The organism is Oceanicaulis sp. HTCC2633, from assembly GCF_000152745.1.
In the GTDB taxonomy this organism is placed as follows: domain Bacteria; phylum Pseudomonadota; class Alphaproteobacteria; order Caulobacterales; family Maricaulaceae; genus Oceanicaulis.
The window spans coordinates 1,572,739-1,597,724 of sequence record NZ_CH672428.1 but is presented as its reverse complement, the minus strand read 5'-3'; the positions used below and the strand labels follow the sequence as shown (position 1 = coordinate 1,597,724).

Here is a 24,986-nt window from a genome sequence, read left to right as displayed (position 1 = left end):
CCGGCAAAACCTCGAGACTGTGCACTGCAGCATTTTTATCGCGGTCCGTCGACGAAAGAACGGGCGGCCCTGAGGGACCGCCCGTCTGGTTCGTCTCACAATTCGGAAGCCGCGCCTGAAGGGTCAAGCACTGCGGTCGCGCAATTACACGGATGCGCGCACAGCCGCGATAACCTGGGACAACCGGTCGCCTTCGAGATACGCGTCCATCGGCAGCGACACCACGCGATGGGCCGCCGCTTCCGTCACCGGCAAACCGCCGGGCATCTGCTTGAAGGCCGCATAGCAGTCCTGAAGATGCAGCGGGACCGGGTAATAGACGGCCGTCGGCACGCTCTTCTCCGCAAGGCTGGCGCGGAAGGCGTCACGATCATCCACCTCGATGGTATATTGCGCCCAGGTGGACACGCCGCCCTCGATCACCTTGGGAGCCTTCACCACATCGCCAAAGCCCTTGGCATAGGCGTCGGCGGCCACATTGCGCGCTTTTATTTCGTCTGCGAAGATTTCAAGCTTGAGCAGCAGAACCGCCGCCTGGATCGTGTCGAGACGCGAGTTCAGGCCGATGCGGGCATAGTAATAGCGCTCATCCGCCTCGCCGTGATTGCGCAGCGACTTCATCAGATGCTGCAAGTCGTCATCCTGGGTCACCACCGCGCCGCCATCGCCATAACAGCCCAGCGGCTTGGCGGGGTAGAAGCTGATGGTCGCCACATCCGCCCATTCGACCGGGTGCTTGCCGTCCAGCGTGCAGCCAAAACCCTGCGCGCTGTCGGCGATCAGCTTCATGCCCTCCGCCTTGCAGATCGCCGAGATCGCCGGATAGTCCGCTGGCTGACCGAACAGATCCACCGCAATCACGGTGTGCGGGTTCAGACCTTCCGACTTCGCCCAGGCGACCGCTTTCTCCAGCGATCCGGGATCCATGCAATAGGTCTCGGGATCAATGTCCACAAACACCGGATGCGCGCCCAGATGCGCAGGCATTTCTGCGGTGGAGGCGAAGGTGAAGCTGGGCACGAAGATGGCGTCTTTCTCGCTCACCTGCCAGGCCATCAGAGGCAAGGCCAGCGCATCAGTGCCGTTCGCGCAGGTCAGCGCATGCCGGGCGGCGCTGAAGGCGGCAAGCTTCTCTTCCAGATCGGTGACTTCCGGGCCGAAGATATAGCGTCCTTCCTCGATCACCTTGGCGATGGCCTGGTCCAGCTTGGGCTGAAGACGGGCCCGCTGGGCGGCGAGGTCAATGAAAGGCAGCATGATGCGTATTCCTGGCGCAAAGCGAAAAGGGTGACCCTGCTCATATGAGCTTCGCAGTTTGGAGAAAAGTCACGAAGCCTGTCGTTTTATTTCATATGGTTGGTGAAGGGGTTCAATTATCCAGCTTAGTGCTTGCGTCATGGTGGAGGGAGTTTTTCTGCATCAGGCATGCAGAGCGCGTGCTGGCTGAGTGGTGCACGGTTGGCTGGGATAGACAGGTGCTGACTAGTCCATTACGTGTTCACACGTGCTTTTCTGAGAGTAGACGCTTTGTTGGGTGAACGTCTGAAAACCTATGATCCCCATGCGGCTAAAGGCCTGCGTGGGGCCTTGCTCGACATGGCATCGGGCCTGATGAAAGCTGAACTATGGTTCGAATTTGCTAAAGATGAGATCCAGCACAGGTTTCGTAGGAGCCTGCTAGGAGTATCTTGGTTATTTGTCTCTTTCGCCATGTTCGTAGCAGGGGTTGCGTACTTCTTCTCAGGCTTTGTTAGCATGCCAATGGATCAATTTGTGTTCCATGTAGCGATAGGGTACGCGGCATATCTATTTATTATTGGCAATTTAATAGATGGTTGTGAAGTTTTCACGTCTTCAAAAATTTGGATTAAAGCAATGCCTTTGCCTTATTCGGTCCATGTCTACCGCAGTATAACGCGGTCAGTGCTGACATTTACTATGCAGTTTATTATAATAATTGCTTTAATGATTTTATATGGAAGGACTCCGTCTATAAGTTACTTGTGGGCTATTCCGGCGGTATTCGTGTACCTAGTCAATGCAGTATTCATTCAGTACTTTCTTGGTTTGGCGGCTGCAAGGCACCGAGATTTAGGCCATTTAGTAACGTCCATCAGTCGTTTGCTGATATTTGTAACCCCAATACTTTGGTCGAGAGAGGGTATGGCGGGTCAGCGCGCATTCGTCGCGGACCTGAATCCGCTGACTCATTATGTGGAGGTCTTGAGGGCGCCCCTAATGGGAGAACCTCCGCGTTTAACAAGTTGGGCAATAGTAATCATTATTACTATTATATCTGGTGCTATTACTCTGCTCGTTGCGGCTGCATTTCGCAGGCGTTTGCCATATTGGCTGTGAGTGCGCTTTATGTCTTTCATCGATGTTAAAAGCTTAAGTGTAACTTATCCCTTGTTCAATCGGGCAAGTAGTAGCCTGGATGCGTCAGCGACACTGGATGTTTCGGAAGGGTACAATGCCACCTCTCGCTTGCTGAGGGCTCCGAATGGGCAAATCATAGGGGTCAGAGCTCTACGCGATGTCTCGTTCAAGGTTGAAACCGGAGAGCGCGTCGGTCTGATCGGGTCAAATGGCTCTGGTAAGACGACTTTGTTGCAGGTTTTGGCCGGGATCTATCCGCCAGATCACGGTACCGTTGAGGTGCGGGGCCGGACTACGAGTTTAGTGAACATCAATCTCGGCATTCGCAACGAAGCGAGTGGAAACAAGAATATAACCCTCCGGGGGCTGGCGTCAGGTCACTCACGATCTGAAATTGAAGCCCGGCGTTCCGAGATTGCTGCCTTCACAGGTTTGGGCGAGTTTCTGGACCTTCCAGTCGAGACTTACTCTGCGGGCATGCGGATGAGGTTGAATTTCGCAATCGCAACTGCTTTCGAGCCTGAAATTCTAATATTGGATGAATGGCTGTCTGCCGGTGATGCAAGCTTTCGCAAAATGGCGAATGAGCGAATGGCCTCTTTTGTGGGCAAGGCGGGTATCGTAATTCTGGCTTCACACAGCATGAGCTTGCTTTTGGAGAATTGTACGCGCGCAATCTGGCTTGATAACGGAACAATCCGATCTGACGGCCCAATAAAGGAAGTACTGAAGGAATATAGCACCAGCTAGGGCGCATTTTTGCATGATAAAATTAATTAAAAACAAAATTCGGGTGTATATTTGCGCTTTGATAATGGGAAAAAATAAGCGCGAGCCAAGAAAGAATGCAGCTTTTAGTGCATTAAAAAGCAGGGGTGTTCCTGTTGACTGTATTGTCGATGTGGGTGTCTTGCAGGGAACAAGAGAGCTGATCGATTCATTCCCGGAATTGCACCACTACTTGTTTGAGCCTGTGCTGGAATGTAACCCTGCGATAAGTCAGTCTTACCGCCATATCAGGCATGAAGTCATCAATGTAGCCGTAGGTCTGCAGGATCAGCTAGGGCATATGTACTGCACAGGTGGTGCTGGCGATAATGGATCAAGTGCAAGGTTTATTCTTGGGAATGCTTCATGCCCTGAAAACAATATCAAGACCGTATCTCTCGACCATTATTTTGAGGGTCAATTCAATTACCACAATGCCTTTCTAAAAGTTGACACTGATGGAAACGAAGAAAGTGTTATTTTGGGCGCAACAGGTTTTGTTGAGAAGTGTTCTGTTGTGATGGTCGAAACAACATCGACACGCTTAGTGTCTATCGTGAGTTTGATGCAGGATCGGGGTTTTGTGGTTTTTGATATCGTCGAGCCTTGCTATTACGATGAAGCGCTTTGGCAGTGCGATATAATTTTTATTAGAAAAGAACTATTTGCGGAAAAATTTGAAATTATAGAAGATGAAGGCTTTGATCCTAGAAAGTATAGTATCTTTTAAGGGCTAGAAGCGACTAAAAATGGCATCTTCGGGAGTTTCATAGATCGGCGTTAGTTCCAACTCTGATAGTTGGTTGTTGTACCGAAAGTTGTCCTTCTCAAGGCTGATTTGATAGCTGACTTGTGTCACGCTAAAAAAATCCGCGCCAAGATACCCATCTACTATGCTTCTGTCGATTGTGGGGTTTGAGCTTCTCTCAATACTAACCTGCCATCCATTGAGATTTTCAGGTGGGTTGTCACCTGTCTTGATGAGGGCGCAGATCAGTCGATATTGGTGCGCCGCATCCGTTAAGTGCATGGACCGTGTAGCGGCATCTGATAATTGTTGCAGCATGCTATAGACAGGACTGAGGGCGATAACGAGCAAGGCTGTAGCCGCTAGCGCCTCGATTACGCTGAATCCATCCGCGGATAGGGTCCTCAATTCTCTCATTTTGATATTCTATCCAATGGCTGCAACAAGGCAAAAACCAAGGGCTATGCCTGGAGCAAAGGGTATTCTGGAGCCCAGTCTGAAGTCCAAGATTAACCTGAATAGCGCCGTAACAGTAATAGCCACAATAAGTGCGAAGGGGAGTGTTGCAGGGGTCAGCCAAAACCCTAGGCAGAACGACAGCATTATATCGCCAATGCCTATTGATGGTTTCCCGGTCATATAAGTCGTCAATTGTCTTGCAGTCAGGAGCGTGATTGCGGCTGATGCTGCTGCAAGGAAGCTAGGTAATAGGGTCTGTGAAATCGCAGCCACAAATATTGCGGTAAGACCGATGACGCCAAGGTGCAGAAATGGAATTTTTAGAGTGCGGGCGTCAGAAATAGCAATTCGCGCAGAGAAAAAGCAGTTTATTCCAAACAATACATAACCATAAACGCTGTCTGTGGGCGCATTGGCGCCTGGGTGTCGATAGTAAAACAAGACAAGCATTAAGGCGGCTATGCCGTAGCACACGGCCGGAAAAAAAGATCCGCCGAACTGTCTTGTGCCCGTCATGCCAAGCCTTTCGGACGCGAGCCCGTATTGAGTGCGAGCCACGCGAATTTTCCAGGTCAATGCAGGCTGTGATGGGGCTGGTTATTCATCACGACCAAGTTGAATGGGTTGGCTTCGCCTGAAGAAGGTTGCGCCAGGGCCGAGGCGCGATACGAATGCATCATTCACCTCTCCTTGGAAAACATCCACGATTTCCTGGCGATCGTTACGATCATTCAAGATATACGGCGTCACAAGGACAAGCAGCACCCTTTGATCGTTGCTGAAGGTTTCCGTCTTGAAGATATTGCCCAAAACAGGAATGTCCTGAACCAGGGGCACGCCCGTTGATCCTCGGTTGACGGTTTCACTCATCAGCCCTCCGAGGACCGCAGTCTGGCCATCCTGGAGTGTAATTGAAGACGTCATCCGGCGATTGGAAATGATAGGGCTCGCGATAGCTTGGTTAGGGTTGTCGTCAGCCGAGCTGACTTCCTGCATGATCGTCAAATCGATCCGGTTGTTGCTGTAGACTCTTGGCTCAACGGTCAGCAATACACCTGTGGATCGATAGCTGACGGATTGAAGGATGTCGGTAGAGCCGGAATCCTGAGTATTGGCGGCACGCTGCGATGTAATGATCGGCACATCGGTGCCTACCTGTACTTCCGCAGATTCTCCAGAGCGCGCGACTATACGAGGCGTGGACAAGACATTGATGTTTGAGTTTGTGGACCTGGCGGCGGCTTCAATATCCAGTTGTCCAGCGTCTACGATTGCTGACAAACCGCCAGATGACAGGCCTAGGCCATCAGACGTTCCAACCTGAACGTCTCCGCCAAGTGTGTTCAAGAAGAATTCGACGCCAAGACGAGTCGTATCACTGAAGATGACCTCAGCAATCGTCACCTCCACGAGGACTTCGGATACGGGAGTATCCAACTGACCGAGAAGACGCGCCAGATTGTCATATTCATTCCGGTTACCGGTGAAGATGAGCCTGTTGCCAAATGTATCGACTGCGAGCCGGGATGACACGGCGCTGGAAGCGCCAGCAGTCTCGCCGGCCGTTGTTTCTGCGCCGGTCGAGGAGGAGCGCCCCGTTTCACCCAAGACCGTCCGGATGATGTTCGCCAGCTCCTCTGCGTCCGTATTGCGAACCTGGTACACATAGGAACGGGTCACATCTTCATGTTCGGCAGCTTCTTCAAGCCGTCGGGCTGTTGCGATAAGGTGACCCAGGCTGTCCTCGTTCTTCGCAAAAACCAGGATCTGGTTGGTCTGCTCAAGGGGAAGCAAAGTCAGAGGCCGCGGCTGACGTCCTCCTAAGCCGATCTGGAAGCCTTCCAGAGACAGGATATCCGTGAGTGTCTGAGCCAGCTCGGCCGCTTCCCAGTTGCGCGGCGATAGCGCGACGGCGGTAGCGCCTGCAAACCGAGGTCTATCAAGCTGTTCGATCAGGCGATTAGCGCTGTTTACGATATCTGACAGGCCCGTGAGCGTCATCGAGTTGATGTCACGTCGCGTCTGTATTCCTAGCCCTTGGGTATCAGGGAAGACTTGCCGAACGACGGCTTCTATAACTGCGGCGTCGGCATAATCAAATTCCACAAACTGAATCACGGGCCTCAGCTGGGATGCGACACTGGATCGAGCGCGCGCCTGGATGATTTGCGGCATGGCGCTGCGCAGGTCGCTTCTCTCAACTACGACGACCATGTTGTCATGGGTTTCCACAGCCAGTCCATATTCGCCAATGGCGGTCTCAAACAGTGTGAAAAATGTTTGAGGGGACATGTCTTCGACGCTGCGAAGTGTAACGATATCGTCCCTATCAGAGACGCCCGGACCGAGTGCATAGGGAATCTCGAGGATTTCGCCCAGCACGGTGTCCAGAAATGAAGGCAGGGGCTGGGCCGGCAAAGTGGCGTTGATGCTGGGCCCCCGGAGCGCCAGAGAATCCGTGAGCATCAAGTCCGATGAGCTGCCTGTTTGTCCTGGCACAGTGCGAGGCGCTGAGACCAGATCCTCTTCGAGAGACTGTTGGGGCGCGGAGGACTCAACAGGAGCGGAGCTTGAGGCTGCAGAGCCGTCAATCTCTTGTACGCGGGCTTCCAGGGTCGGGCCAAGACGCGATTCCGGTGCGTAAGAGCTCAGGGCGCAGCCCGATAAGGCCACACAGCTAAGCGCGCTGACGCTAAGACGCTTGATTTGCATCGAGCTACCCCTCTTGAACCGGTCTGAAAACATCAATTGTCTGGCTCTGTCCGTCACGTTCCAGATGCAAGGTACGTGGTGTGATTTCAGTAATCCGCCAACCATCAAACAACTCTTCGCCCGGTGAAAAGACTGAAATCAGCGCTTCTTCATCATTGGCGTAAAGTCTCCATTGCGCCTCTCTGAGCACGAGAGCGTGTATCACGGGTCGGGAGGAGGCTGCAGCATCTTGTGCGGAAACCGGAGAGGCTTCAGCGGTGGCATTAGCATTAGCAAGAGTGGCGGAAGCGGCTTCTGTATCGAGAGGGGTGGCGGCTGGAAAGAAGCCGGTCCGTCCAAGCCGCACAACATAGTCCCTCACATCGGCCTGATCTGGCGAGGAGAAGGTCGAGAGCGGCCGGGTGGAAGCTGTCGGGCTTGATGCGGAGGGCAGGCCAGTGAGCGATAGCCCGACTATCAGGGCCGCCAGACCCGACAGGCTGATTCCGATCAGTCTGAGGGCGGTCAGCGTCATGAGCGATCCCCTACTTCGACCAGGGCGGGTGCAACAAGGCGAACGGTCACGGGACGGTTCTGGCCCTGCCACTCCAGTTCGGAGGGTTGAAGCAGACCTTCGGATTCAACCAAGGCTTCCAGGAAAGTTGCAAATCGACCGTTATTGCTGCGCGCGGTCACCTCAACTTCAAACAAGATCACGTCGCTGCCTACAAGGTCGCTGCGAAGGACGCTGACGCGCGGTGCGCTAAGCTCGGCGCGCCGGGCTGCGGCTTCAACGGCGCCGAGGATCTCAGCACTGGCCAAGCCTGTGGTTTCAGCCCTCCAGAACCGATCTTCGACGGTGGTCAATTCCGAGGCGGCGCTGTTCAGCACCTGTGTCCAGTCACGCTGCTCCAGAGCGGCGAGCCGACCGGCATACTCGGTCCGAACGGTGAGGGTGTCCCGACGCAGTTGCTCGTTTCGAGAGCTGAGCTCCAGCAGCGCCACTAGCGCGAGCAGCGCGACCAGGGCGATCAGGCCGAGCTGGGCCCTGGGCGTGAGCGTAGATCGCATGCGCTCTGCAAGGGTCGCGGTTTGGGTCATCGGGAGTTTCCGTCAATCACAGCTGGGGTCTCGAGCTCGGCTGTGATAGCCCACATATTCTGGGCTCGGGTCCGGCTAATGGATACGCCTGTCATGCTTTGACTGGCTTCGACCAGTCGCACGATCTCAGCCGGATCAGAGGAGTCAGGTGCGCGCAATTCCGCCTCGACACCGTTCTGCGTGACGCGGAAGCGTGACAGCTCGCCGCCAATGGTCTGGGCGGTTTCTGCAAGTTCGGCTGCGGGCAATAACGGATGCACGAGGTTGAGGACGTCGCTGTACTCCTCAAGCTGGGCCAGATTGTTCTGGTAGGTCCTCAGGGCTTCAAACTGCGTGGCGCTCTCTTGCACGACCGCCGTCAATTCCTGGCGGCTGCCCTGCAGTTCAAGGTTCAGCCTCAGATAGATCCCGGCCTGATACAGCAGCGGGACGCCGAGCACGAGCAGCCCGATCAGCGAAATCTGAAGCGGCGTTAGTCGTGACGCCCATTTCTCGGTTTCAGCGCGCAGCAGGCTCAGGGAATCAAGGCTCTGGCGCGAGGCGTCGTCATGAGTGGTGCGGCAGCTGCGCTGGAACATCTCAAGATCCAAAACAGACGGCTCATGACGCCAGAAGCGACTGGCGACCAGATCCTGGTTCTGGATGACGAAGCCTTCATATCCATCGCGCAGCTGGCGAAGATGAAACCCGTCCTCCAGATCGCGATAGGCGGTCATCATAGGTTCGGGGCGGATCCAGGCGCCAGGCTTTAGTCCCATCTGCTGCAGCCGGTCCTGATCCCAGGACCAGACCAGCGCATGGCGTGTGCTCCAATGGATGTCGAGGCCGGGATTATTGTACGGCGCGCGTGTGCGGGCGGCGAGCTTGACGGCGTTGCGGATGCGTTGGTCCAGCTCGCCGGCGGGGCGCTCTATGCGCTCGAAATGCAGCAGCGAGCGGCTGACCACATAACGTTCACCACACACAATGGCGCGCAGCAGATCGCGCGATGCGCGCGGCGCGACGCCTTCAGGCGTGACCAGGCGGTCAACCGGCCTGAGGAAGTCTGGCAAGCGTGTCGTCAAGTTCGACATTGAAAACCCCCTCTATCGTCTGGCCGCCAATGACATGCGTGAACACAACATCATAGGGCTTGTAATAGCTCGCCATGGTCAGGTCGATACGCGTCACCTGAATAAAGGCGGCGTTCGGCCTGTGTGTAATGATGAGAAAGCTCGGCCCGGGCAGCGCCGAATTCTCTTCAAGCCCTTCAAGTCCCTCAATCCCCAGATCGCTAAAGCGCACGAGAGCGTTCCGATCGTCAAGCGCATCCCGGGCCCGGCGTACAGCGGTCTCATCGTCCAGCAGGCGCATTAGCAGATGGTTCGGCGCCAGGCGCGAGGTCATCGCATTGGCCCCTCCGGCAAAGGCGTAAAGGTCCAGAAGCCGCGGATCGGCGCACAGCGACACGGTTTCCGCCCAGCCCAAGGCGCCACACGCTTCAGACGCCGTGCTCAGCGGCGCGTTGCGGGGCGCCTGGCCGTCGGGATAGTCATCCGCCTCGGCCCCGCCCAGTCGCCGTAGATCATCCTGATCGATGAAATCGCCCAGGCGCGCGGCCAGCTGCTCGGCCTCGGCGCGGTCATGTCCTTGCGCCATCAGCAGGGCGCGCGCGGCCCTTACAGGCTCGTCCTGCAGGTCGATCAGCCCGTTCACGGCCACAAGCCGCACGACCACAGGGCCATGCGCGGCGTCAAAGAGATAAGGCGCGCCATAGGCCGCCACCGCTTCGCCGCCTTCGCCAAAGCCGCCGCTGACCGGATCGAGATTGAGTTGACCCCCGACCCGCAGATTGGACAGCCCCATCGGCTCGGTCAGCAGCAGCGCCAGCATCTGGGTTTCCGCGATCTGAAAGTCCGACAGCGCCTGGTCGCGGTCCTGCAACCGGGCGAAGGTCGCGTTCGCCGCCGACACCGCCGCAAAGGCCGCCCCCAGCAGCACGGCGATGATCGCCAGAGTCCACAGGGCCAGGGGGAAAACATAACCCTCTTGCCCGCTCGGCGTTGCATTCGTGCCATGGCCGGTCATAGCGCCTCTTCCAGATCACTGGGGCGCAGCGGCGGCGCCTGCCAGCCATCCGAGGCCACCGCCCACAGCACCGCGCCCTCTGCATTCACGATCAGCACCAGGTCCGGCGGCGGACGGAAATAGTCATAAAAGGGATTGAGCGGCTCTTCCGGCGGCCAGGTCTCCGACCGCACCGGCGGCTCGCCCGCATAAAGTGTGTCCAGCGACCGATAGGCGTAAAGAAAGTGGATATCCTCGCCTTCCAGACTCAGCACCTCAATCCATGGCGCGGCGTCCGCATCATTGGGCGAGGGCGCCTGCTCCCGATAGCGCAGCCTTGCGCCATCCTCATCCTCGACAATCTGCATCGTGAACGGGCGCGGCGCGCCATAGGGCGCCAGCAAGGGCCGCTTGGTCACCCCGCGCAGGCGGCGCGCTTCGCCCACAAAGGCGCCCTCTGAATCAAGATAGTCCGCAATCGCGGCGGCCAGCGCGTCTTCGGTGGCGGTAGTGGTGAGCTCATGACGCAGGGCATCGCCCGCCGCTTCATCCACCCGCGCCGTGGTGCGCGCAATGGCGGTCAGCGATTCCAGCAGCACCAGCGCCGTGATCGAGGCGATCACAAGCGCAATCAAGGTTTCAAGAAGGGTGAATCCCCGTGTCATGCTGTCCTAGTCGGCTTGTCGCCCCTATGGTAAGTGACGAATAATTATCGGCTGTGCAAGCCCGTATGGGCGGTCGTCCCCATCGGGGGCATTCAGAGGGAGGAGCATCATGGTCAAGCTCGATCATTGGTCCAAACGCCAATCTGCCCGCATCTCGCGCGGTGTGGCCCGCATGCTGGCCCCGCGTCCGGCCAAGGCGCGCCAACGCGCCCAGGCGGGGTATTCCCTCATGGAAGTGCTGATCGCCGTGGCGATCATCGCCACCCTGGCCGCCCTGGTCGCCCCGCGCCTGTTCGGTCAACTCGACAGCTCCAAACAGGCCGCCGCACTCACCCAGATTCGCATGGTTGAAACCGCGCTCGATACGATGCGCCTCGATCTGGGGCGTTATCCGTCTCAGGATGAAGGTCTGGGTCTGCTGGTCGCGCCTAGCGCCGATGTCGGCGCCAACTGGAATGGCCCCTATATGGATGGCGGCCTGCCGCAAGATCCCTGGGGCGCCCCGTTCCAGTATGAAGCGCGCGACGATCTCTCCCGCCGCGGCCGCGTCTACAGCTTTGGCGCAGACGGCGCGCTGGGCGGCGAAGGCCTGAATGCCGATATCGAACCCCAGCGTTAGCCCGAGCGGGCGCAACGGCGTGCGGTCACGGACGCAATCCATGACGCGGCGCGCCTGGGCGCGCCATCGCGCGCCCCTCAGGCCGGAGACTGGGCGATTGGCGCCGCCAAAATGTGAAGCACGCGCGCGCAAGCAGGCGGGCTATTCCCTGCTCGAAGTGCTCATCGCCATCGCCATCCTGGCGCTGGCGATTTCCATGTCCATTCCCTCCATGGCGGCACTGCTGGAGCGTCATCAGGCCCGCCAGGCCTTTGCCGCCGTCAATGTCTGGCTGACGGATCAGCGCACCCTGGCGCGTACATCGGGGGCCATGATGACATGGGCCGAGGGCGCCAGCCCCGCCCGCGCCGTCGACCTGCCCCAGGGCTGGAGCGCGCAATTTCTCGGCCCGGCCCGGATCTATCCCTCTGGGGCCTGCGCGCCCATGCGCATTCAGATCCTTTCCCCGCGCCAGCGGGTGTGGGAACGCGTCGTCGCGCCTGATCAGTGCCGCATCACCTACCGGGTCGAGTCGGGCTGACAATTTGGGCGTGTGCTGCATGCGCGACTTCGCGACAGTTTTGCAACGCACTCTGATATGCAGTCTGCATCACGCTGTCGCGGCGGGGGGGCAAGGCGCGTCACGCCTATCCGCCTGCCCATGCTTGAAAACCCGAGTTGTGTGTTTAAGGCGCCAAGGGCTCTCTTTTGACGGGTTTTCGCCGGATTTGTGGTTGACAGCGGGTGTGCGCTTCGGCTTTTCTCCTCCCCAGCGTCACGAGGGTTCTCGGGCGCGAAAGGCGGGGGCGCGCTTCAGGCACTGCAACTTGACGCACCGTGTTAACGGAACCTCCACCCGGATCGTTTGAAAACCGTTGTGGCTCTGTCATGGCCATGACTTATGTAGGAAAAGAGGGGGATCTCCCTATGAAACTGGTTCAACTTCTCACTGGTGCGGCGACTGCTGCTCTGCTGGCTGGTGTTGCCACCGCTCAAGAAGCTTCTGTTGCTGGCAACCTTGGTGAAAATACACAGTTTGCATCCGAGTTCGACGGTGCAATTGCTGATAACACGGTCATCACCGTTGACACCGACGCTAGCGGCACGGGCACTTTTGATAATCTCGGTGCTGCTTCTGTTGTTGATGTGACCATCACGCTGAACAATCTTCGTTTCACCCGCGTGCTTGCCAACACTGATTTCGATCCTGGTGTCGATGCTGCCAACTGTACTTTCGCCATTCAATCCGGTGGCGGTTCCCAAGGCACGTCTGTTGTTGTGCGTAATGACTCCAGTGGTGCTGCAAACCTGAACGCATGTGGCAACGACAACACTTGGACCCTGCCGGTCGAGCGTGTCGCTGCTGGTGCTGCTTCGATGACGATCAATTATAATTGTACTGCAGACTGCGGCACTTTTGCTGCAGCTAACGAATCGTACAACATTGTAATCGAAGCTGATGCGTATCCGACGGCTGGCCGTGCTGTGAATGCCGGTACCACCGCGACTGTCAATGCAAACGGTATTGGCCCGGCTTCTTCCTTTGATCTGGGCGAAGTTGACTTCCAGTTCCGTGATGCGTTTGACTTTAACAACGCAGGTCCGGTTGAGGATATCAATGTTGATGGTGGTGCCGCCATTGCTCAGATCACTGCCACTGATGCGGTAGCATCTGCGTCTCTCGTGGTGACCTTCCCGCAAGGCACCACTGGCATTGCGACCGTGGCTGCCACGGGCGTTGCTGGTGCCTGCGTTGAAGACGCTACTGCTGGCACCTTCACTTGCCCTGTTACTGCTGCTGAACTTGCGGCGCTTGATGGTGTTGGTAATGGTGTGATTTCCTTCACGCCTGACAACACCGATGCGATCTCGGCTCAAACTCCGACCGCCGCGATCAATGTGACCGCTAACACCGGTTATGCTGTGTCTGGCCTGTCCGCCGGTGCTTTGGCTGCTATCGATCGCGACGATGGCCTGAACACCGACGTCCCGACCGTTGGTAATGCATTCGAGTGGGTCAGCGTTCGTTCTTCGGGCGGCACCAACAATGCGTTCCGCGTGACCGGCCTGCCGACTGATCTGTCTGCCACCGGTGCATGCATCGAGGTTCAGGCAACGGACACCAACACCACCATCGCCAACTCTGGCTGGAACTGCATCTCTGGCGCAAACGTTGTGGCTTCCGCCAACAACACCTGGACCGCTACCTTCGACTCCGCTGATCTGAACGCGGCTCTGGGCGCGGGTGAAGGCAATGCTGACATCCAGCTGCGTGTTCGCCGTGCGGACACCATCAATTCGGTTGCTCAGGCTGATGGCAACTTCAACGGTCAGATCAACATTCGCCGTCTGCTGTCCCGCAACAACATTGTTGTCGGCACCGGCTTCGACGGCTAAGCTTCGCTTGGTCTATAGACTACGGGAAAGGGCGGCTTCGGCCGCCCTTTCTTTTTGTCTGAAGGGCAGGGCGGCTTGCGCGGGGGCGGCGGCGTCCGCCATAAACGGGGGCGTTGGGCCTGTGCTTGGGCATGGGCGATGCAGGCGCTTGTGTGGCAGACTGTGCCGACGCGTCGTCAAGGCCTGTATGAGGGCGCCAGCAAGGGCATAGAGGGTGGACGATGGATCAGCGCCGGATCGGGGAGCTCCTTGTAGAGCGGGGTGTGATCAGCGCGTCGGACGTGGATCAGGCTGTCGCCTATCAGCGCGAAACGCCAGTCCTGTTCGGTCAGGCCCTGTTGCGCCTGGGCGCGGTTGCTGAAGACATTCTGCTCGATACCCTGTCACGTCAACTCGACCTGCCTATCCTCATGGCCGAGGCTTTGCCGCGCGAGGAAGCGGTCTATGGCGTCGCGCCATCAGACCTTGATCTGCCTTTGCGCTGGCTGTCGGAAAAGGCGGCGGTGCTGTGGTGGTGTGACCCGGCCGATGACCAGCTGACCGCGCTCGACCCGCAAGCGCTGGACCAGCGCGATCATTCCGCCTTCCGCCTGGTTCTGTTTGCACGCAATCCGCTCGATCCGGCCTTGCTCGAACGCCTGCAAGAGGCGTGGTCCGGGCCGCTGACCCTGGCGCTGGGCGCCAATCGCTTGCTCGACGGCGCGCTGGCGCGCTTGCAGGCCGCGGGCGCGCGGCGGCAAGAGGGCGCGCTGACCGATGTGGAGCGCCTGCGCGAAATGGCCGAAGAGGCCCCCGTCATCGATTTCGTCAATGCGGTGTTTGAAGACGCGCTGCGCGACAATGCCAGCGATATCCACATTGAACCCTATGAGCACGAGTTTCAGGTCCGCTTCCGCGTCGACGGGGTGTTGCGCCTGGTCCAGACCCAGCCCAAGGGCCGGTTTGACGCTGTCGCCTCGCGCATCAAGCTCGTCTCCGCCATGGATATCGCCGAGCGGCGCCTGCCGCAGGATGGTCGTCAGACCGTAAGGTTCGCGGGGCAGGATATTGACTTGCGCGTCTCCTCCCTGCCCGGCGCCTGGGGGGAATCCCTCGTTCTGCGTTTGCTGCGCAAGCGTCAGGAATTGCCCTCGCTTGACGGGCTGGGCCTTCAGGGGCCGCAGCGCAAGGTGTTTGACCGCATCATCCGCGAACCCAATGGGGTGATCCTGGTGACCGGGCCGACCGGCTCGGGCAAGTCCACCACGCTCTATCGCGCGCTGGAGCTGGTCAATGATGGCGCGCGCAAGATCATCACCATTGAAGACCCGGTCGAATATGACATGGACGGGGTGACCCAGGTGCAGGCGCGCGCCGATATCGGCTATGACTTCGCCCGCGGCCTGCGCGCCATCCTGCGTCAGGATCCCGATGTCATCATGATTGGTGAGATCCGGGACGGGGAGACCGCCCGCATCGCCATTCAGGCCGCGCTGACCGGCCATTTGGTCTTCTCCACCCTGCACACCAATACCGCACTGGGCGCGATCGAGCGCCTGACCGATCTGGGGGTGGAGCCGTTTCTGGTGTCGGCTTCCTTGCGCGGCCTGCTGGCGCAAAGGCTGTTGCGGCGTCTGTGCGATCATTGCGCGAAACCGGCCGATGCCGATAGCATCGCTGAGGCCGAGCGCCTGATGGCGCATGCCGCCGAGCAAGGCACACAATGGCCTGCCTCGCTGGCGCATGAGCCTGCGGCCTGGAAAACCCCTGTCGGCTGTGACCAGTGTCGCCAGACGGGCTATGCGGGCCGGATCGCGGTCTATGAAGCCGCCGCCATTGAAGGCGATCTCAAGGACGCGATCGCCCACAACAAGGGCCAGGCGCAGATCATGGACGCGGCGCGTCGTGCGGGCTTCCTGTCCTTGATGGAGGATGGCCTGCTCAAAGCCCGAACCGGAGTGACCTCGGTGTCCGAAGTCCTGCGTGTGCTGGGCGGCGTGGTGGATGAGCGCGACAGCCAGCTGTCTCGCGCTTCGCAGTCTTGAAGGTCTGAACCCGATGGCGAGTTTCAGCTATAAGGGCTTGAAGCGCGATGGCAGCTCCGTGGAGGGGCGGATCTCCGCGACCGATTCCGACGAGGCCATCAGTCAGCTGCGCACGCAGGGCATTCTCGCCTACGAGGTCAGCGCCAATGACGGCGCCGACCGCAAGTTTGATCGCAAGAAGGCGCGGCCCAAGGACCGCCATCGTTTCATGCGCCAGCTGGCGACGCTGTTGAGGGCCGGGGCGCCGCTATTGGGCGCGTTCGACAGCCTGCTTGAAGAAGAGCCGTGTCGGGAATTGTCAGAGCAGATGAACGCCATCCGCTCTGATCTGCGCGCTGGCGGGCGCTTGTCCGAAGCGCTGTCCCGGCACATGCCGACATTGCCCGATTACGCTTCGCGCCTGGTTGAGCTGGGGGAGGCGACCGGCTCGCTCGATGTGCGCCTGAACGAGGTGGCCGCCCAGATGGAGCGCGACCTGACGGCCGCCGAAGAAGTGCGCAACGCCCTGTCCTATCCTGCATTTTTGGCGGTGGCGGGCTTTGGCGCGGTGATCTTCATCTTCATGTTCGTTGTGCCCCGTTTCAGCACCCTTCTGGATAATTCAGACGCCGAAATCCCTGCGCTTTCACGGGTCGTGCTAGCCATCGGAACTTTCTTCAACGCCCATATCCCCTGGGTCATCGGTGGGGTTGTCCTTTTGGTGGTCGCCGCCATCCAGATCTGGAGAACCCAGGCCTTGCGTCGGGCCGTGCTGGATATCGCCTTCCAGACCCCGGTCATTGGTAGTTTCCTGAACGCCAGCGATACCGCCCGTTGGGCGCGCATAACCGGCACCGCGCTCGCGGCCGGTGCTGGGCTGATTGATGCCTTGGCGCTGGCTGAAAAAGGCGTGATGTCCGAGCGCCGCCGTCAAGGGCTAGAGCAAGCTAGGCGCTCCGTGCGGTCTGGCGATCCGCTCGAAAGTGCGCTGCGCGCGCATACGAGGACGGATGCGATGACGTTGAACCTCGTCCGGACAGGGCGCCTCTCCGGGGCATTGTCGGAAATGCTGATCTTTGTCGCCGAGGCGGGCGAGCAGGATGCCAAGAACCTCGCCAAGCGTTTGACTGCGCTGGCTGAACCCATGGCCATCGCCTTCATCGCGTCCATCATCGGGCTCATCGTCATCAGCTTGGTGCTGGCCATGTCGAGCCTTTACAGCTTTGACGTCGTCTGAGCCTTAGAGCCAGCCTTCGCGTCTGCACGTTTCGATCAGATGAGGCGAAAGACGCGAGAGGTCTGATCGTGTGGACCGCCCCTGACTGTCCGGCCTGTGAACGTGCCGACAAGCGTCATTCATCGCACCCGCCTCAACCTCAATGCCCAGCTCTGAAAGCGAGGCCTGCAATGTCTGCGCGGGCGATTGCGTGAAGGCGTCATAATCCAGCTCTGATGTCCGGCCAGGAAAGTCGAGCATTCTCTGGGCCTGGTCCTTTCTGGATTTGATCCAGAGGGCTAGCTGGGCGGACTCGGTATGCTCATACGCTGACGGCTCGATACCCAATGCCGGCCCCCAGCGTTTGAGCTGGTTGATGTTCTTGCTGAAGGCCATGTCGAGCGGGTGGCGATGCACGAACATGAAGGTGCAATCACTCCAGGCGTTTAGAATGTCGTCGGCGAATATATGGGTGTTGGGCTCTTTGATGAGAAAGGGGCCAGCCCCTGCGGGCGGCGTCCGGCGACGTATCGCGGACGTCAGGGTGTCCAGGTCCGGTGCGAGGGGGGAGTGACCTGTCTCGATCCAACGCCTGAGGACCTCAAGGCGTTGTTGCAGGCTTGGGAGTGGTTCGCTGAGCCAGTCAGTTCTGACGAACAGATAGGTAAACGCCAGGCAGTCCTCAGACTCATTCAAGGCGGGGCCGTGTGCATAGCCCAGATTTCCAAGAGCTTGCGCCACAGCGCGCGTGCCCGAACCGCCAAGGCCGCCGACGATGAGGACATGAGGAGCTGGCAGAGATGTGCGTGTCATGGCGCGTGGCCTGCAGTTGCTATGGATGCAGATCGTCGTTAATCACAAGCGACATACCCAGCACAGATAACAAGGGGCTGCTAGGTGGATAATCAGCAAGTTTTCATCATTCTAGGCATGCACCGTAGCGGCACGAGCGCATTGGCTGGAACGCTTCTGGAAGCGGGTGTCTATCTGGGCCGCGTGCTGGACCAGAGCATCAAGCGAAATCCCAAAGGACTGCAGGAACCCCCTGCGGTACTTTACATGCAAGAAGACCTGCTCAAAGCGAATGGCGGCAGCTGGAATGCGCCTCCTCAGACAGTTGAATGGGGGCCTCTGCATACGGCTGTGCGCGATCTGTTCATTGAATCGCGCCAGGGGGTGGAGCGTTGGGGGTTCAAGGATCCGCGCACCCTCCTGACGTTGCAGGGCTGGATGGAGGTCTTGCCATCAGCGCAACCCTTGGGGATTTTCCGTCACCCGATGGCCGTGGCTCGCTCCCTGGAGAGCCGGAACTCAATCGCTATCAAGGATGGCTTGAATCTCTGGCTTGAATACAACTCAAGACTCTTGAGCTGGCAGGAAAAGCTTGGCTTTCCAGTTGTTGAGTGTGCATCAGACAATGCGTTGATGAAGGCAAAGCTGAAAGTGCTTCTTAACGCTCTTGAGCTTGATGCCGATAAGAACCTTGAGTTCTTCGACGCGGGTCTGCAGACGGTTCAACAGGCCGAGACTGATGAGCTTCCTTCAGACGTTCAACAAGTTTGGGATGGCTTGCTCGCACGTGCACTCTAAAGACGAATTCATCCCGTTATCGACGCGCCTTTTTCCGAAATTCCAAGGGGCTGATGCGTATCGCCTGTCTGGGATCGCTGCGCGGTGCGACTGGGTCGTGCTGAGCGACCGCAAAGAGCCCTTTGTGGCAAGCCGCTTGAATACAGAGGTGGAAAACGTTCAAACCGTTTTCGTCTCCTTACGTTCGCACGAAGTTGCTCTGGAGTACTTTTTCTCTTCTGTGTTGCCGAGACTGAAGCGGAAGTTTGTTCTTGTCACGGGTTCTGAGGATATCACGCTTCCCAATCAGACTGACAAGCGGTGGCCAAGCCTTCCTGCCAATCTTCGCGAACGCATCGTGCATCTGGTTGAGCATCCTCTCTTGCTGCATTGGTTCTGCGAAAATCTTGATGAGCAGTTTCATGCAAAGATTAGTCCGCTTCCTCTGGGCATTGTCGAACCAGATGTCGATAAGGATATGAAGGTCCGTGCCTCGGATTGGGGAGGGCTAGCAACACGAGCCAAGCGTATCCTGTGTGCACATCGGGTTCGCGATGGCGAACAATGGCAATTGCGCAAGCATGTTACTGAACTCGCGCGGACGCACTGGCGGAGCTTCGTAACGATCCTTGATGAACCGGTTGAGGAGGAAGAGTTTTATGCTCTTCTCCGGACGCATGCTTTTGTGTTGTGTGTGGAAGGAGGGGGGCTGGATCCCTCCCCTAAAGCCTGGCAAAGTTTACTGAATGGAGCAGTACCGATTTTGCGCACGACGGCAACAACAGTGGGCTATGACAAGCTACCAGTGATAAAGATTGCTGAGTGGTCTAAGGAGGCTCTAACATTACAAAAGCTGGAAAAGTGGCACGATTACTATTTTTATAGGGGGTATATGATTAATAATAAGAATCAAATACTGACGAGACTGAAGCTTGATTATTGGTGGAATTTTATAACAGAGCCTATTAAATATAGCTAGGCTACACTCTCATGTTTGAGGAACCAGTCGTAGGCATCCTTCAGGCCATCGCGGAGGCTTATGCTGGGAGACCAGCCCAGATCCCTGATCTTGGTAGCCGACATCAATTTGCGAGGGGTGCCATCAGGTTTGCTTGTATCTTTGACGAGCTCACCCTGGAAGCCGACAACGTCCATAATGGTCTCTGCCAGCTCTTCGATTGAAAGGTCTTCACCAGACCCGATATTGATGTGTTCGTCGGACGAATAATGCTTCATCACATGAACTAATGCGTCGGCGCAGTCATCTGCGTGCAGGAACTCGCGCTTGGGAGTCCCGCTTCCCCAGATCTCCATGCTGCTCGCGCCTGAGTGCTTGGCAAGGTGCGCCTTCCTCAGCAGGGCTGGGATCACGTGAGAATTGTCAGGGTGGTAGTTATCGCCTGGCCCATACAGGTTGGTCGGCATAGCTGAGTTGAAGTCAACGCCGTACTGTTTTCTGTAGGCTTGGCACAACTTGATCCCGGCGATCTTGGCAATCGCATACCATTCATTGGTGGGCTCCAAAGCGCCGGTAAGGAGCGAGCCTTCCTGAATGGGTTGTTCTGCGAACTTGGGATAGATGCAAGATGATCCCAAGAATAATAACTTTTCGACTCCGGCATGATAGCTCGCGTGAATGATGTTCGATGCTATCATCAGGTTTTGGTAGATGAACTCCGCTGGGTATACGTCATTCGCGTAGATCCCGCCAACCTTTGCTGCGGACAGGAATACGACATCTGGACGATGTGTTTCCAGCCATTGCCGCGTGGCGGCTTGATCGAGCAGATCCAGTTCAGATCTGGAAGCCGTCAGTATTTCAGCAGGGTTTTCGCGATCAAGTCGGCGCACAATGGCAGATCCGACCATGCCCCTGTGTCCGGCCACCCAGATACGTTTTCCTTCAAGCGCATACATGGATCTTAGACCTCACCATGATTGGTTCGATATGAGGCTTCGGTTTCTATCGCCTTCACATCATTGCGGACCATCTCGCTGACAAGCTCTTTGAAGCTGGTCGTGTGGCGCCAGCCCAACTTTTCAAAAGCTTTTGCAGGGTCGCCGATCAGAAGGTCAACTTCAGTCGGGCGATAGTAACGCGGGTCAACGGCGACCAGTTCTTTACCAGTCTTCGAGCAGACGCCGACTTCGTTTTCACCGATGCCGCGCCACTCGAGCGTCGTCCCGAGTTCAGCGAAGGCCAGCTCCACAAATTCACGAACCGTGTGTGTTTCGCCGGTCGCAAGGACGAAATCGTCAGGCTGTTCATGCTGCAGTATCCGCCACATGCCTTCGACATAGTCTCGCGCGTGGCCCCAATCTCGTTTGGCGTCCAGATTGCCCAGGTGAAGCTTGCTTTGGCGACCTTGATGGATTGCAGCGACTCCACGCGTGATTTTGCGGGTCACAAATGTTTCGCCGCGTGTGGGGCCTTCATGGTTGAACAAGATACCATTAGAGGCATGCATGCCATAAGCTTCGCGATAATTGACCGTAATCCAATACCCGTAGAGTTTCGCTGCCGCGTATGGGCTTCTCGGGTAGAAGGGCGTCGTCTCTCTTTGCGGTACTTCCTGAACCAAGCCATATAGCTCGGAAGTTGAAGCTTGATAAAAGCGTGTGTGTTTCTCCATCCCAAGAATACGGATGGCTTCAAGCAATCGCAGAGGGCCAATCGCATCTGCATTTGCAGTGTATTCAGGTGTTTCGAAGCTTACCATGACATGGCTTTGAGCAGCCAAGTTGTAAACTTCGTCTGGCTGCACTTGTTGGACGAGCCGGATCAGATTCGTTGAATCTGTCATGTCCCCATAGTGCATGAAGAATTTCGTCTCGCCTTCGTGAGGGTCCACATAAAGGTGATCGATGCGTTGGGAGTTGAAGGATGATGACCTGCGTTTGACGCCGTGGACTTCATAGCCTTTGCTCAGTAGCAACTCTGCCAGATAGGCCCCGTCCTGCCCGGTTACGCCAGTGATCAGTGCACGCTTCGACATGTGTTTCCCGATAAATTTATGTGGGTTGAAGGCAACTCCGCTCTGTTAGACCGTCAGGCAAGTCATTACAACTGCGCGGCGGCTCTCTTTGGACTTCGTGCATGGGGTGAAGGGGGCTGGTCTTGTCCGCATCCTGGGGCTGAGGTATCGGGTGAGTTAACATATAAAGGCTGGAAAATTGCTCTACACGCTTGCAACCGAAAACCTCATTCTGGGCGAAAACCTGCGATCTGAGCCGGCCTCACACTGGCATGATTTCGTGCGATCAGAGCTGATCGAGAGGCTGTCGAGCAACCCGCAGGAGCACTTGGTGATATGGGTTGCGCCGGCGCATGAAGTGCTTGGAGCAGCACTGGAGGCGGGCGCGTCTCTTGAGGCCGCCGAGGCTGATCTGAAGGCCATGATGAACGATGCGCTGGCCATTTTCGCCAGCGCGCGCCGCCGGGTCTTGCTGGCGCCGAGGGCTGCATCTTTTCTACCCAATGGCGAGATTGCAAAAAAAGTCGGCGCTTATTTCACCGATGGTGAATTTCCAGAGTTCATTATCAAGGACGCTGACCTTTACGCATCAAAGCCCATTTTGTTGGCTTATGAGCAGGTTGCGAAGCTTATCATTGAGTCCAGCGATGACTTGCTCGGCTTGTCTGCCCGATTTGACGCAAGCATGGCTCAATGTGTTGTTTCGGATCAGTCGCGAGGCATGCAAGCGCGCGCTGCCTTGTTCGAGCTCGAGGGTATGGGGCGTGACGGGGCGGATATGTCTCAAGCCTCCCTGGTCGGCATGCCTGAGCACACAACGCATGCGCAGCGAGTGCTGATTAATGACCTGCAGGTGGCTCTGGAGGCCTGCCAGCAAGAGCTCGAAGGTTATTACAAAACGGCTCTGGAAGCGCCGGGAAAAGCTGAGGCGCAGGAATTGAAGCGCAAGTTTGAACGGGTCAAGCTCGAACGTGATCGTCTGAAGGACGAGCTGGCCGCTGTTAAAGAGCAATACTATTGGGTGCAACAGGATGCGGACCAGCATCGTGAAGCGCTCTCACAAATGAGAAACTCCACCTCCTGGCGATTGACGGCCTTCCTGAGAAAAATGCGTGGCGGGGCTTCCAGCGAGTCAGCGGGAGGCGACCAATGAGTCAGGATGAGCACCTTGATCCGGGGGGCATGCCTCTTCTGTTGCACATTGGAAGCGGAGCCAGCAGTGACGCAGCCTTTTGCGCTGACGCCGATACGGTTCTGCTTGTGGAGCCCGACCCGCAATTGGCGCAGAAAGCCAGAGTATGGCTAAGCGAAACTGCTCAGGGGCGTGTTGTTCAGGCCGCTGTCGCAGATAGCGTCGGCCAGGCAGCTCTTAACTGTGTCAGCTACGCCAAGATGAGCAGTGTGCGGGCGATGACGGGAGCGCTGGACTTGTATCCGGGTCTGCAGGTTCTCCGTGCGGAACAGGTTGCCACTGTTCGGCCTCGCGACCTTCTCCAGGAGTATGAGGGCGAAGTCCGGAAGGGGGGCTGTGGGCTGATTGTGGGCGCGCCCTCCGAGGCGTACCTTGTGCTTTCGGACTTGCATGCCAGCGGGCTGCTCGCTGGCTTTGGCTACATTCAGATTGATGCCGGCGAACATCCCTTGCATGAGGGTGGCGCTAGCAAAGCGACGTGCGAAACCTGGGCTCGCGATCATAATTATTCGGTTCAGTGGGGCAGGTCGGCTGCAGACCCCAACCTTCATGTTGGCCGCCTGAACTATGATTGGAGCGCGGCCTATCAGAAATTGACGCTTCTCAAGGAGCGTCTCGAGGCGGACGTTAGAGAAGCGAGGCAAGCTTACAAGTCTGCCGTTGAGGAAGTCTCCGCTTGCTCTGACAGTCTCGAAGAAGCCCTGACGCGGTTGAAGTCCAAGGAGCTGGAGCTTGAGGACGTCCAAGAGACTCTAGCGGCAGAAAATGATGCGCTGCGCGCTGAATTGGAAAGCTCCAAGAGGTCTTTTGAATCGGCGCTAGCGTCAGAGCAGCAGGCGCTGAAGCTTAAGACTGAGCAGGCCGATCAGCTCAACGACTCATATCTGAAGGAGCGAAAAGATCGGGAAAGCCTGGAGAGCGAGTTGAAAAGGCTTCAGGCGCTCATCCAGGATGAGATGCAAAAGAACCAGAAGCTGTTGAACGAAGTTGAAGATTTGCGAGAAGACAATCGATTGTCGTTGAGGATGCAGCGCATGGCTCAAGCTGATCTCGCAGATTTGCAGTCACGATTCATGACTTTGGCGACCGAAAAAAGCCAGCTGGAAGAATCGCTCGATAAAATATCTAGCTATATGAAAAGTGAGATTTCACAGAGACGGGAAATTGGCGTTAATCCGGGCAAGGCTAAGAAAAAATCCAAGCGAGTTACGTCAAAAGAACGGCCAATATCGAAAAGTGGCGAGAGTTCTGATGGCTGATAAGAAGCCATATTCTTCAGTTTCAAATATAGTGCTGGGCGATGAAGCCGCACCGAATTACCTTGAACTAATCGGTGAGCTGCCTGACGATATTCTGAGAAAGATGCTTGATGTCGTCGAGCGTGATACTGAACCGCATCGAGACCCTGTTCGCATTATACATCATTTTGCCTGCACAGGCGGGACGCTGATTTCTAAATCCCTTCAGGTGCAGCCAAACGTGTTTTTGCTAAGTGAGGTGGATCCTCTTAGTCAAATACAGCTCACTCAAAAACGCGCCCAATTTGCTCCGACTGATCCGATCTTGCTTGCGCGCGCCTCCATCAAGTCAATCGATGATGAAACTGCCGTCCGGATGTTTTCGTCTTCGATAAATGTCTTGTATGAGCATTTGGTGAGCAATGGTCAGCGCCTGGTTTTGCGAGACCATACGCACTCACATTATTGCACCGACGTGCTATCGGATTCACGACCGACGCTCATCGAGATGGTGAGAAATATATCTCGCGTGTGTTCGGTCCTAACCGTTCGTCACCCGGTCGATTCCTTCTTGGCGCTGGACAAGAATGGGTGGCGTCATTTCGAGCCCTTCTCTCTTGAAGAGTATTCGGTGCGATATATGAGGTTTTTGGAGGCGAACCAAGGCGCGCCAATCTTCATGTATGAGGACTTTGTGGAGAACCCTGATCGGGTTATGCGTGAGATCTGTGAGGCCTTGTATCTGCCTTATAATCCGGACTGGAAATCTTTAATATCCACCGTAAAGTTGACGGGGGACAGTGGTCGCAGTGGCAATAGAATTGCTCCGAGGCCGAGGCGAGAAATCAGCGAAGCACTACTTGAGCAAGCCGTCGAAAGCCAATCATATAGCAGTCTATGCAAAAAGCTGGGCTATGACCCTGTTTTAAATTGAGGCGATT

General features: G+C 57.0%; 25 protein-coding genes. 13 read left to right on the top strand and 12 right to left on the bottom strand.

The window, feature by feature from the left end:
- Positions 1 to 144 precede the first annotated feature (144 nt).
- Positions 145 to 1,257 (bottom strand): DegT/DnrJ/EryC1/StrS aminotransferase family protein, encoded by a 1,113-nt coding sequence (locus OA2633_RS07595; RefSeq protein WP_009801934.1) that lies wholly within the window; start codon positions 1,255 to 1,257, stop codon positions 145 to 147.
- 273 nt (positions 1,258 to 1,530) lie between these two features.
- Between OA2633_RS07595 and OA2633_RS15835 the strand changes: the two genes are divergently transcribed.
- Genes OA2633_RS15835 through OA2633_RS15830 form a run of 3 tightly spaced genes read left to right on the top strand, consistent with a single transcriptional unit; the run spans position 1,531 to position 3,877 of the window.
- Positions 1,531 to 2,358, top strand: a complete 828-nt coding sequence (locus OA2633_RS15835) for an ABC transporter permease (protein WP_156776183.1) — start codon at positions 1,531 to 1,533, stop codon at positions 2,356 to 2,358.
- A 9-nt stretch (positions 2,359 to 2,367) separates the two neighbouring features.
- Positions 2,368 to 3,129: an ABC transporter ATP-binding protein gene (locus tag OA2633_RS07590; protein ID WP_040612539.1), complete on the top strand. Its 762-nt coding sequence runs from the start codon at positions 2,368 to 2,370 to the stop codon at positions 3,127 to 3,129.
- Between the two features lie 13 nt (positions 3,130 to 3,142).
- A complete protein-coding gene (locus OA2633_RS15830; RefSeq protein ID WP_083783238.1) occupies positions 3,143 to 3,877 on the top strand; it encodes an FkbM family methyltransferase in 735 nt (244 codons plus the stop codon).
- 3 nt (positions 3,878 to 3,880) lie between these two features.
- On the opposite strand, the gene OA2633_RS07580 is transcribed toward OA2633_RS15830, so the two are convergent.
- The 8 genes from OA2633_RS07580 to OA2633_RS07555 form a co-directional block, all read right to left on the bottom strand.
- Positions 3,881 to 4,312 (bottom strand): hypothetical protein, encoded by a 432-nt coding sequence (locus OA2633_RS07580; protein WP_009801931.1) that lies wholly within the window; start codon positions 4,310 to 4,312, stop codon positions 3,881 to 3,883.
- Between the two features lie 9 nt (positions 4,313 to 4,321).
- Positions 4,322 to 4,870 carry an A24 family peptidase gene (locus tag OA2633_RS16110; RefSeq protein ID WP_156776181.1) on the bottom strand — a complete coding sequence of 183 codons (549 nt, stop codon included), beginning with the start codon at positions 4,868 to 4,870 and terminating at the stop codon, positions 4,322 to 4,324.
- An 81-nt stretch (positions 4,871 to 4,951) separates the two neighbouring features.
- Complete coding sequence (locus tag OA2633_RS07575) at positions 4,952 to 7,066, bottom strand: secretin N-terminal domain-containing protein (protein ID WP_162010986.1); 2,115 nt, start codon at positions 7,064 to 7,066, stop codon at positions 4,952 to 4,954.
- A 4-nt stretch (positions 7,067 to 7,070) separates the two neighbouring features.
- On the bottom strand, positions 7,071 to 7,580 hold the full coding sequence (locus tag OA2633_RS16105; protein ID WP_156776179.1) for a hypothetical protein: 510 nt from the start codon (positions 7,578 to 7,580) through the stop codon (positions 7,071 to 7,073).
- Entirely contained in the window at positions 7,577 to 8,146 is a 570-nt protein-coding gene (locus OA2633_RS07570; RefSeq protein WP_009801929.1) for a hypothetical protein, read from the bottom strand. Before OA2633_RS07570 ends, OA2633_RS16105 begins: the two co-directional genes overlap by 4 nt.
- Positions 8,143 to 9,219 carry a hypothetical protein gene (locus tag OA2633_RS07565; RefSeq protein ID WP_156776177.1) on the bottom strand — a complete coding sequence of 359 codons (1,077 nt, stop codon included), beginning with the start codon at positions 9,217 to 9,219 and terminating at the stop codon, positions 8,143 to 8,145. Before OA2633_RS07565 ends, OA2633_RS07570 begins: the two co-directional genes overlap by 4 nt.
- Positions 9,173 to 10,213, bottom strand: coding sequence for a type II secretion system protein GspK (locus OA2633_RS07560; protein ID WP_009801927.1), 1,041 nt, complete (start codon positions 10,211 to 10,213; stop codon positions 9,173 to 9,175). The genes OA2633_RS07565 and OA2633_RS07560 overlap by 47 nt, the downstream gene beginning before the upstream one ends.
- Entirely contained in the window at positions 10,210 to 10,857 is a 648-nt protein-coding gene (locus OA2633_RS07555) for a type II secretion system protein J (RefSeq protein ID WP_009801926.1), read from the bottom strand. Before OA2633_RS07555 ends, OA2633_RS07560 begins: the two co-directional genes overlap by 4 nt.
- A gap of 109 nt (positions 10,858 to 10,966) precedes the next feature.
- On the opposite strand from OA2633_RS07555, the gene gspG reads away from it, so the two are divergent.
- The 5 genes from gspG (at position 10,967) to OA2633_RS07525 (ending at position 17,092) form a co-directional block, all read left to right on the top strand.
- Positions 10,967 to 11,476, top strand: coding sequence for a type II secretion system major pseudopilin GspG (gene gspG / locus OA2633_RS07550; protein WP_009801925.1), 510 nt, complete (start codon positions 10,967 to 10,969; stop codon positions 11,474 to 11,476).
- Positions 11,477 to 11,573: 97 nt separating this feature from the next.
- Entirely contained in the window at positions 11,574 to 11,996 is a 423-nt protein-coding gene (locus tag OA2633_RS07545; RefSeq protein WP_009801924.1) for a prepilin-type N-terminal cleavage/methylation domain-containing protein, read from the top strand.
- 386 nt (positions 11,997 to 12,382) lie between these two features.
- Positions 12,383 to 13,852: a hypothetical protein gene (locus OA2633_RS16100; RefSeq protein WP_156776175.1), complete on the top strand. Its 1,470-nt coding sequence runs from the start codon at positions 12,383 to 12,385 to the stop codon at positions 13,850 to 13,852.
- Between the two features lie 221 nt (positions 13,853 to 14,073).
- Positions 14,074 to 15,876, top strand: a complete 1,803-nt coding sequence (locus tag OA2633_RS07530) for a GspE/PulE family protein (RefSeq protein ID WP_009801921.1) — start codon at positions 14,074 to 14,076, stop codon at positions 15,874 to 15,876.
- On the top strand, positions 15,836 to 17,092 hold the full coding sequence (locus tag OA2633_RS07525; protein WP_009801920.1) for a type II secretion system F family protein: 1,257 nt from the start codon (positions 15,836 to 15,838) through the stop codon (positions 17,090 to 17,092). The genes OA2633_RS07530 and OA2633_RS07525 overlap by 41 nt, the downstream gene beginning before the upstream one ends.
- Positions 17,093 to 17,095: 3 nt before the next feature.
- On the opposite strand, the gene OA2633_RS07520 is transcribed toward OA2633_RS07525, so the two are convergent.
- Complete coding sequence (locus OA2633_RS07520; protein ID WP_009801919.1) at positions 17,096 to 17,884, bottom strand: sulfotransferase; 789 nt, start codon at positions 17,882 to 17,884, stop codon at positions 17,096 to 17,098.
- An 84-nt stretch (positions 17,885 to 17,968) separates the two neighbouring features.
- Here OA2633_RS07520 and OA2633_RS16095 point away from each other — a divergent pair, with 84 nt between their 5' ends.
- Both OA2633_RS16095 and OA2633_RS16090 read left to right on the top strand, forming a co-directional pair.
- Positions 17,969 to 18,661, top strand: a complete 693-nt coding sequence (locus tag OA2633_RS16095; protein ID WP_009801918.1) for a sulfotransferase family protein — start codon at positions 17,969 to 17,971, stop codon at positions 18,659 to 18,661.
- Positions 18,603 to 19,619 carry a hypothetical protein gene (locus OA2633_RS16090; RefSeq protein ID WP_156776172.1) on the top strand — a complete coding sequence of 339 codons (1,017 nt, stop codon included), beginning with the start codon at positions 18,603 to 18,605 and terminating at the stop codon, positions 19,617 to 19,619. The genes OA2633_RS16095 and OA2633_RS16090 overlap by 59 nt, the downstream gene beginning before the upstream one ends.
- Here OA2633_RS16090 and OA2633_RS07505 read toward each other — a convergent pair.
- Both OA2633_RS07505 and gmd read right to left on the bottom strand, forming a co-directional pair.
- Positions 19,616 to 20,557 (bottom strand): GDP-L-fucose synthase, encoded by a 942-nt coding sequence (locus OA2633_RS07505; RefSeq protein WP_040612527.1) that lies wholly within the window; start codon positions 20,555 to 20,557, stop codon positions 19,616 to 19,618. The genes OA2633_RS16090 and OA2633_RS07505 overlap by 4 nt on opposite strands.
- A gap of 5 nt (positions 20,558 to 20,562) precedes the next feature.
- Positions 20,563 to 21,636 (bottom strand): GDP-mannose 4,6-dehydratase, encoded by a 1,074-nt coding sequence (gene gmd, locus OA2633_RS07500; RefSeq protein WP_040612525.1) that lies wholly within the window; start codon positions 21,634 to 21,636, stop codon positions 20,563 to 20,565.
- A gap of 178 nt (positions 21,637 to 21,814) precedes the next feature.
- On the opposite strand from gmd, the gene OA2633_RS07495 reads away from it, so the two are divergent.
- The 3 genes from OA2633_RS07495 to OA2633_RS07485 are packed head-to-tail and all read left to right on the top strand — an operon-like array spanning position 21,815 to position 24,979.
- Complete coding sequence (locus OA2633_RS07495) at positions 21,815 to 22,768, top strand: hypothetical protein (RefSeq protein ID WP_009801913.1); 954 nt, start codon at positions 21,815 to 21,817, stop codon at positions 22,766 to 22,768.
- On the top strand, positions 22,765 to 24,066 hold the full coding sequence (locus tag OA2633_RS07490) for an ATP-dependent dsDNA exonuclease (protein ID WP_009801912.1): 1,302 nt from the start codon (positions 22,765 to 22,767) through the stop codon (positions 24,064 to 24,066). Before OA2633_RS07495 ends, OA2633_RS07490 begins: the two co-directional genes overlap by 4 nt.
- On the top strand, positions 24,059 to 24,979 hold the full coding sequence (locus OA2633_RS07485) for a sulfotransferase (protein ID WP_009801911.1): 921 nt from the start codon (positions 24,059 to 24,061) through the stop codon (positions 24,977 to 24,979). The genes OA2633_RS07490 and OA2633_RS07485 overlap by 8 nt, the downstream gene beginning before the upstream one ends.
- The last annotated feature ends 7 nt before the right edge of the window (positions 24,980 to 24,986 follow it).